At 70.1% G+C, this 5,885-nt stretch carries 4 protein-coding genes; all 4 read left to right on the top strand.

Annotated elements, in window-relative coordinates; all coding sequences use genetic code 11:
* The first annotated feature begins 50 nt into the window (after window positions 1-50).
* Window positions 51-1,601, top strand: coding sequence for a multiple monosaccharide ABC transporter ATP-binding protein (gene mmsA, locus RWM17_RS11440; protein ID WP_314103789.1), 1,551 nt, complete (start codon window positions 51-53; stop codon window positions 1,599-1,601).
* Complete coding sequence (gene mmsB / locus RWM17_RS11435) at window positions 1,588-2,856, top strand: multiple monosaccharide ABC transporter permease (RefSeq protein ID WP_314103788.1); 1,269 nt, start codon at window positions 1,588-1,590, stop codon at window positions 2,854-2,856. Before mmsA ends, mmsB begins: the two co-directional genes overlap by 14 nt.
* Before the next feature lie 182 nt (window positions 2,857-3,038).
* Window positions 3,039-4,028 (top strand): LacI family DNA-binding transcriptional regulator, encoded by a 990-nt coding sequence (locus tag RWM17_RS11430; protein ID WP_314103786.1) that lies wholly within the window; start codon window positions 3,039-3,041, stop codon window positions 4,026-4,028.
* A gap of 155 nt (window positions 4,029-4,183) precedes the next feature.
* The coding region (gene araB, locus RWM17_RS11425) for a ribulokinase (RefSeq protein ID WP_314103785.1) at window positions 4,184-5,885 on the top strand (1,702 nt) is incomplete at its 3' end.

Genomic DNA, 5,885 nt, shown 5'->3' with positions numbered 1-5,885 from the left:
CTCCTGCGCCCCACAGCTCCGCCCCACCCCATGCACGAGAGAAGGAACACGTGGCGAACACGATCCTCGAGATGCGCGACATCACGAAGACGTTCCCCGGCGTCAAGGCCCTGCAGGACGTCACGCTGGAGGTCGAGCGCGGCCAGGTCCACGCGATCTGCGGCGAGAACGGCGCCGGCAAGTCGACGCTCATGAAGGTGCTGTCGGGGGTCTACCCCTCGGGTTCCTTCGACGGCCAGATCCTGCTCGACGGCCAGCCCGTCGACTTCAAGAACATCAACGACTCCGAGGCCGCGGGCGTCGTCATCATCCACCAAGAACTGGCGCTCAGCCCCTTCCTGTCGATCGCCGAGAACATCTTCCTTGGCAACGAGCAGTCCAAGGGCGGCTTCATCGACTGGAACAAGACGAACCTCGACGCCGCCGGCCTCCTGGCCCGCGTCGGCCTCCGCGACAACCCGGTGACCAAGGTCACCGACATCGGCGTCGGCAAGCAGCAGCTCGTCGAGATCGCCAAGGCCCTCTCGAAGCGCGTGAAGCTGCTCATCCTCGACGAGCCGACCGCGGCGCTGAACGACGACGACTCCGCCCACCTGCTCGACCTCATCAAGAGCCTGCAGGGGCAGGGGATCACGTCGATCATCATCAGCCACAAGCTGAACGAGATCAAGGCGATCGCCGACAAGGTCACCATCATCCGCGACGGCAAGACGATCGAGACGCTCGACATGCACGCCGGCGAGGTCACCGAGGACCGCATCATCAAGGGCATGGTCGGCCGCGACCTCGAGAGCCGGTACCCGGCTCACGAGAGCGTCGTGGGCGAGGAGCTCCTCCGCATCGAGGACTGGACCGTCCACCACCCGCTCGACGCGACCCGCGAGATCATCCACCAGGCGAACCTGCACGTGAAGGCCGGCGAGATCGTCGGCATCGCGGGCCTCATGGGCGCCGGGCGGACGGAGCTCGCCATGAGCGTCTTCGGCAAGAGCTACGGCACGGGCATCTCGGGCACCGTCTACAAGCGCGGCGAGAAGATCGACACGAGCACGGTGAGCAAGGCCATCGACGCCGGCATCGCGTACGCGACCGAGGACCGCAAGAAGTACGGCCTCAACCTGATCGACGACATCACGCGCAACGTCTCGGGCTCGGCCCTGCGCAAGCTGGCGAAGGCCGGCTTCGTGAACAGCTCGGAAGAGAGCACGGTCGCCGAGGGGTACCGCAAGAGCATGAACATCAAGGCGCCGAGCGTGGCCGCCCTGACGGGCAAGCTCTCGGGCGGCAACCAGCAGAAGGTCGTGCTCTCGAAGTGGATGTACACCGACCCCGACGTGCTGATCCTCGACGAGCCCACCCGCGGCATCGACGTCGGTGCGAAGTACGAGATCTACACGATCATCAACCAGCTCGCGGACGCCGGCAAGGGAGTGATCGTCATCTCGAGCGAGCTCCCCGAGATCCTCGGCATCTGCGACCGCGTCTACACGCTCTCGGAGGGACGCATCACGGCCGACGTGCCGATCGCCGAGGCGACCCCCGAGTTCCTCCTGAAGTACATGACCCTCGAACGAGAGAGCCCCGTCAATGAGCGCGCCTAGCCCCACCCAGGCCACCGACCCGAAGCCCACGGGCGGGTCGCCCACCTCCCGTCAGCCGCAGAGCGGCTCCGGCGGCAACCCGATCGTCGGTGCGGTCTCGTACCTCGGCGGGCAGCTGCGCCAGATCGGCCTCTTCATCGCGCTGATCGTGATCGTGCTGTTCTTCCAGGTCACGACCAACGGCATCACGCTCGCGCCGATCAACGTGTCGAACCTGGTCGTCCAGAACAGCTACATCCTGATCCTCGCCATCGGCATGGTGATGGTCATCATCGCGGGGCACATCGACCTCTCCGTGGGCTCGATCGTGGCCTTCACGGGCGCCATGGCCGGCGTCATGATCACGCAGTGGGGCCTGCCCTGGCCTGTCGCGGTCGTCCTCTGCCTCGTGCTGGGCGGCCTGGTCGGCGCCTGGCAGGGCTTCTGGATCGCCTACTTCGGCATCCCGGCCTTCATCGTCACCCTGGCGGGCATGCTCGCCTTCCGCGGCGCCGCGCAGATCGCGCTGCAGGGCCAGCAGATCTCGCCCTTCCCCCAGGGCTTCCGCGACATCGGCTCGGGCTTCCTCCCCGCGTTCGGCTCCACCGGGTACGAGCCGTTGACGCTCGTCCTCGGCGCCATCGCCTCCGTGGCCCTCATCGGCACCGGCCTGCGCGGCCGTGCCACGCGCCGCAAGTACCAGCTCGAGGACGAGCCGTTCCTGTGGTTCATCACGAAGATGGTCTTCACGGTCGCGCTCGTCATGTACATCGGGTTCCTCCTCGCCAGCTACTCGGGCACCCCGATCGTCCTGGTCGTGCTCGCGGTGCTCGTCGTCGTGTACTCGACCGTCATGAAGAACTCGGTCTTCGGCCGTCACGTCTACGCGATCGGCGGCAACCTGCACGCCGCCGAGCTGTCGGGCATCAAGACGAAGCGCGTCACGTTCCTGCTGTTCGTCAACATGGGCGTCATCTCCGCCCTGGCCGGCCTGGTCTTCACCGGCCAGCTGAACCTCGCCAGCCCCAGCGCCGGCAACGGGTTCGAGCTCGACGCCATCGCAGCCGTCTTCATCGGCGGCGCGGCGGTCACGGGCGGCATCGGCACGGTCACCGGCGCCATCGTCGGAGGCCTGATCATCGGCATCCTGAACAACGGCATGTCGATCCTCGGCGTCGGCACCGAGTACCAGTCCCTCATCAAGGGGCTCGTGCTGCTCGCCGCGGTCGCGTTCGACGTCTTCAACAAGCGCCGGGCCGCCTCCAGCGGCAAGTAGTAGCAGCAGCGAGCGAGCGAGCACCAGCTCGGCACCACGAGACTCGTCGACCGGTCGGTCGGTCGACGGATCAGGAGGCGCGGCCCAGGGGGGACCGCGCCTCCGTCGTCCGCCGGCGGTGCCGCCGCTCGTGCCTGATCCCTCGACGCGGCCCGGAATCGTACGACCTTTAGGATCAGACAGTGGCAACCCTCTTCGACGTCGCGGCCGAGGCCGGCGTCTCGCACCAGACGGTGTCGCGCGTCGTCAACGGCGACCCCACCGTGCGCCCCGCCACCAAGGCGAAGGTCGACGCGGCCGTCGAGAAGCTGAGCTACCGCCCGAGCCTCACCGCGCGGGCGCTCGCCAGCCGCAAGACCCGCTCGATCGGGCTCATCAGCACCGGGTTCCCCTTCTACGGCCCGTCGAGCACGATGCACGGCTTCAACGGCGCCGCTCGCCGCGCCGGCTACCAGGTGTCGATGGCCACCCTCGACGGCGACGACGCCCGGGCCGTCCAGCAGGCCGTCGACGCCTTCGTCGGCCAGGCGGTGGCCGCCATCGTGCTCATCGCGCCGGATGCCGAGGCTCTCGAGGTGCTGCGCTCCTCCCGGGTGGCCGTTCCCCTCGTCACCGCCGACAGCGTCGCCGAGGACGGCCACCACACCGTGTCGATCGACCAGGCCGCCGGTGCCGAGCTCGCCGTCGAGCACCTCGCCTCGCTCGGCCACCGATCCGTTGCCCACGTGGCGGGGCCCGAGGCGTGGATGGACGGGCGCGACCGCGAGCGCGGCTGGCGCGACGCGTGCGGGCGGCTCGGCCTCGACGCAGGGCCGCTGCTGCGGGGCGACTGGACGCCCGCCTCCGGGCACAGGCTGGGTCTCGAGCTCGCCGAGCGCGGAGACGTCACCGCGGTGTTCTGCGCCAACGACCAGATGGCCCTGGGCGCCGTGCACGCGTTCTGCGACGCCGGCCTCGAGGTGCCCCGCGACGTGAGCATCGTCGGCTTCGACGACGTGCCGGAGGCGGCGCACTTCCTGCCCCCGCTCACGACTGTCAGGCAGGACTTCGAGGCCCTCGGCCGCCGCATCATGGACACGGTCGAGGCCGTGCTCGCGGGCGACGACGAGGCCGTCGACGCCGTGCTGCCCGAGCTGGTCGTCCGGCGCTCGACGGCGCCGCCTCGGCGTTGAGCCGTCGCCGGGCCGGCCTCGTCCGGTCCTCTCCGGGGCCCTCCCGCGTTGCACGCACCACCCGCGACGTGTGAGAATGTGAGCGCTCACTTTCGCGTGGGCAGACCACCTGACCTGCCCCTCCGGGGCTCGCACCACCAGGACAAGGACGTTCCATGGCAGACACCACCGCCGCGCCCGACGCACACGTCGTCGGCGTCGACTTCGGCACGCTGAGCGGACGGGCGGTCGTCGTCCGCGTGTCCGACGGGGCCGAGCTCGGCACCGCCACCCACGAGTACTCGCACGCCGTGGTCGATCGCACCCTGCCCGTCGGCGGGGCCCGACTGCCCGCCGACTGGGCGCTGCAGGTGCCGAGCGACTACGTCGACGTGCTCAAGCAGGCCGTGCCCCGTGCCCTCGCCGAGTCCGGCGTCGACCCGGCCTCCGTCATCGGGATCGGCACCGACTTCACCGCCTGCACGATGGTCCCCACGACGGCCGACGGCACGCCCCTCAACGAGCTCGAGCAGTTCGCCGACCGGCCGCACGCCTACGTCAAGCTGTGGCGTCACCACGCCGCCCAGGGCCAGGCCGACCGCATCAACGAGCTCGCCCGCGAACGCGGCGAGTCGTGGCTGCCGCGCTACGGCGGTCTCATCTCGAGCGAGTGGGAGTTCGCCAAGGGGCTCCAGCTGCTCGAGGAGGACCCCGAGGTCTACGCCGCGACCGAGCACTGGGTCGAGGCCGCCGACTGGATCATCTGGCAGCTCAGCGGCCGGTACGTCCGCAACGCCTGCACGGCCGGCTACAAGGGCATCCTGCAGGACGGCGAGTACCCGAGCCGCGAGTTCCTCGCCGCGCTCAACCCCGACTTCGCCGACTTCGCCGAGACGAAGGTCGCGCACGAGATCGGCGCCCTCGGCGACGCCGCCGGCACGCTGACGGCGGAGGCGGCCGGCTGGACCGGCCTGCCCGAGGGCATAGCCGTCGCCGTCGGCAACGTCGACGCTCACGTCACGGCCCCCGCCGCCAAGGCCACGCAGCCCGGCCAGATGGTCGCGATCATGGGCACGAGCACCTGCCACGTCATGAACGGCGCCGAGCTGGCCGAGGTCCCCGGCATGTGCGGCGTCGTCGACGGCGGCATCACGGAGGGCTTCTACGGCTACGAGGCCGGTCAGTCGGGCGTCGGGGACATCTTCGCCTGGTACGTCCGCAACCAGGTGCCGCAGTCCTCGGTCGACGCGGCGGAGGCGGCAGGCACCAGCGTGCACCAGTACCTGACCGACCTCGCCTACGAGCAGCCCGTCGGCGCCCACGGCCTCGTCGCGCTCGACTGGCACAGCGGCAACCGGTCGGTGCTCGTCGACCACGAGCTGAGCGGCGTGATCGTCGGCCAGACGCTCGGCACGACCCCCGAGGACGGCTACCGGGCGCTGCTCGAGGCCACGGCGTTCGGCACGAGACGCATCGTCGAGGCCTTCAACGACTCCGGCGTCCCCGTCACCGAGTTCATCGCCGCCGGCGGCCTGCTCAAGAACCGCCACCTGATGCAGACCTACAGCGACGTCCTCCGCATGCCGATCTCCACGATCCGCAGCGAGCAGGGCCCCGCGCTCGGCTCCGCGATCCACGCCGCCGTCGCCGCGGGTGCCTACCCGGACACCCGCGTGGCCAGCGACGCGATGGGCAGCCTGGACCGCGCCTCCTACACGCCCGACCCTGCCGCCGCCGACGCGTACGACGCGCTCTACGCCGAGTACCTGCTGCTGCACGACTGGTTCGGGCGCGGCGGCAACGACGTGATGCACCGCCTCAAGGCGATCAGCAGGGAGGCGCGGGGCGGCTCGCGCGCACCGGCCGCCGAGCCCGAGG

Origin of the sequence: uncultured Frigoribacterium sp. (genome assembly GCF_963515265.1) — a bacterium.
Classification (GTDB): domain Bacteria; phylum Actinomycetota; class Actinomycetes; order Actinomycetales; family Microbacteriaceae; genus Frigoribacterium.
This window is presented reverse-complemented; position numbering and strand designations above follow the sequence as displayed.

Coding starts and splice junctions, on each gene's coding strand:
- mmsB (WP_314103788.1), top strand. CDS start 1,588: ATGAGCGCGCCTAGCCCCACCCAGGCCACCGACCCGAAGCCCACGGGC.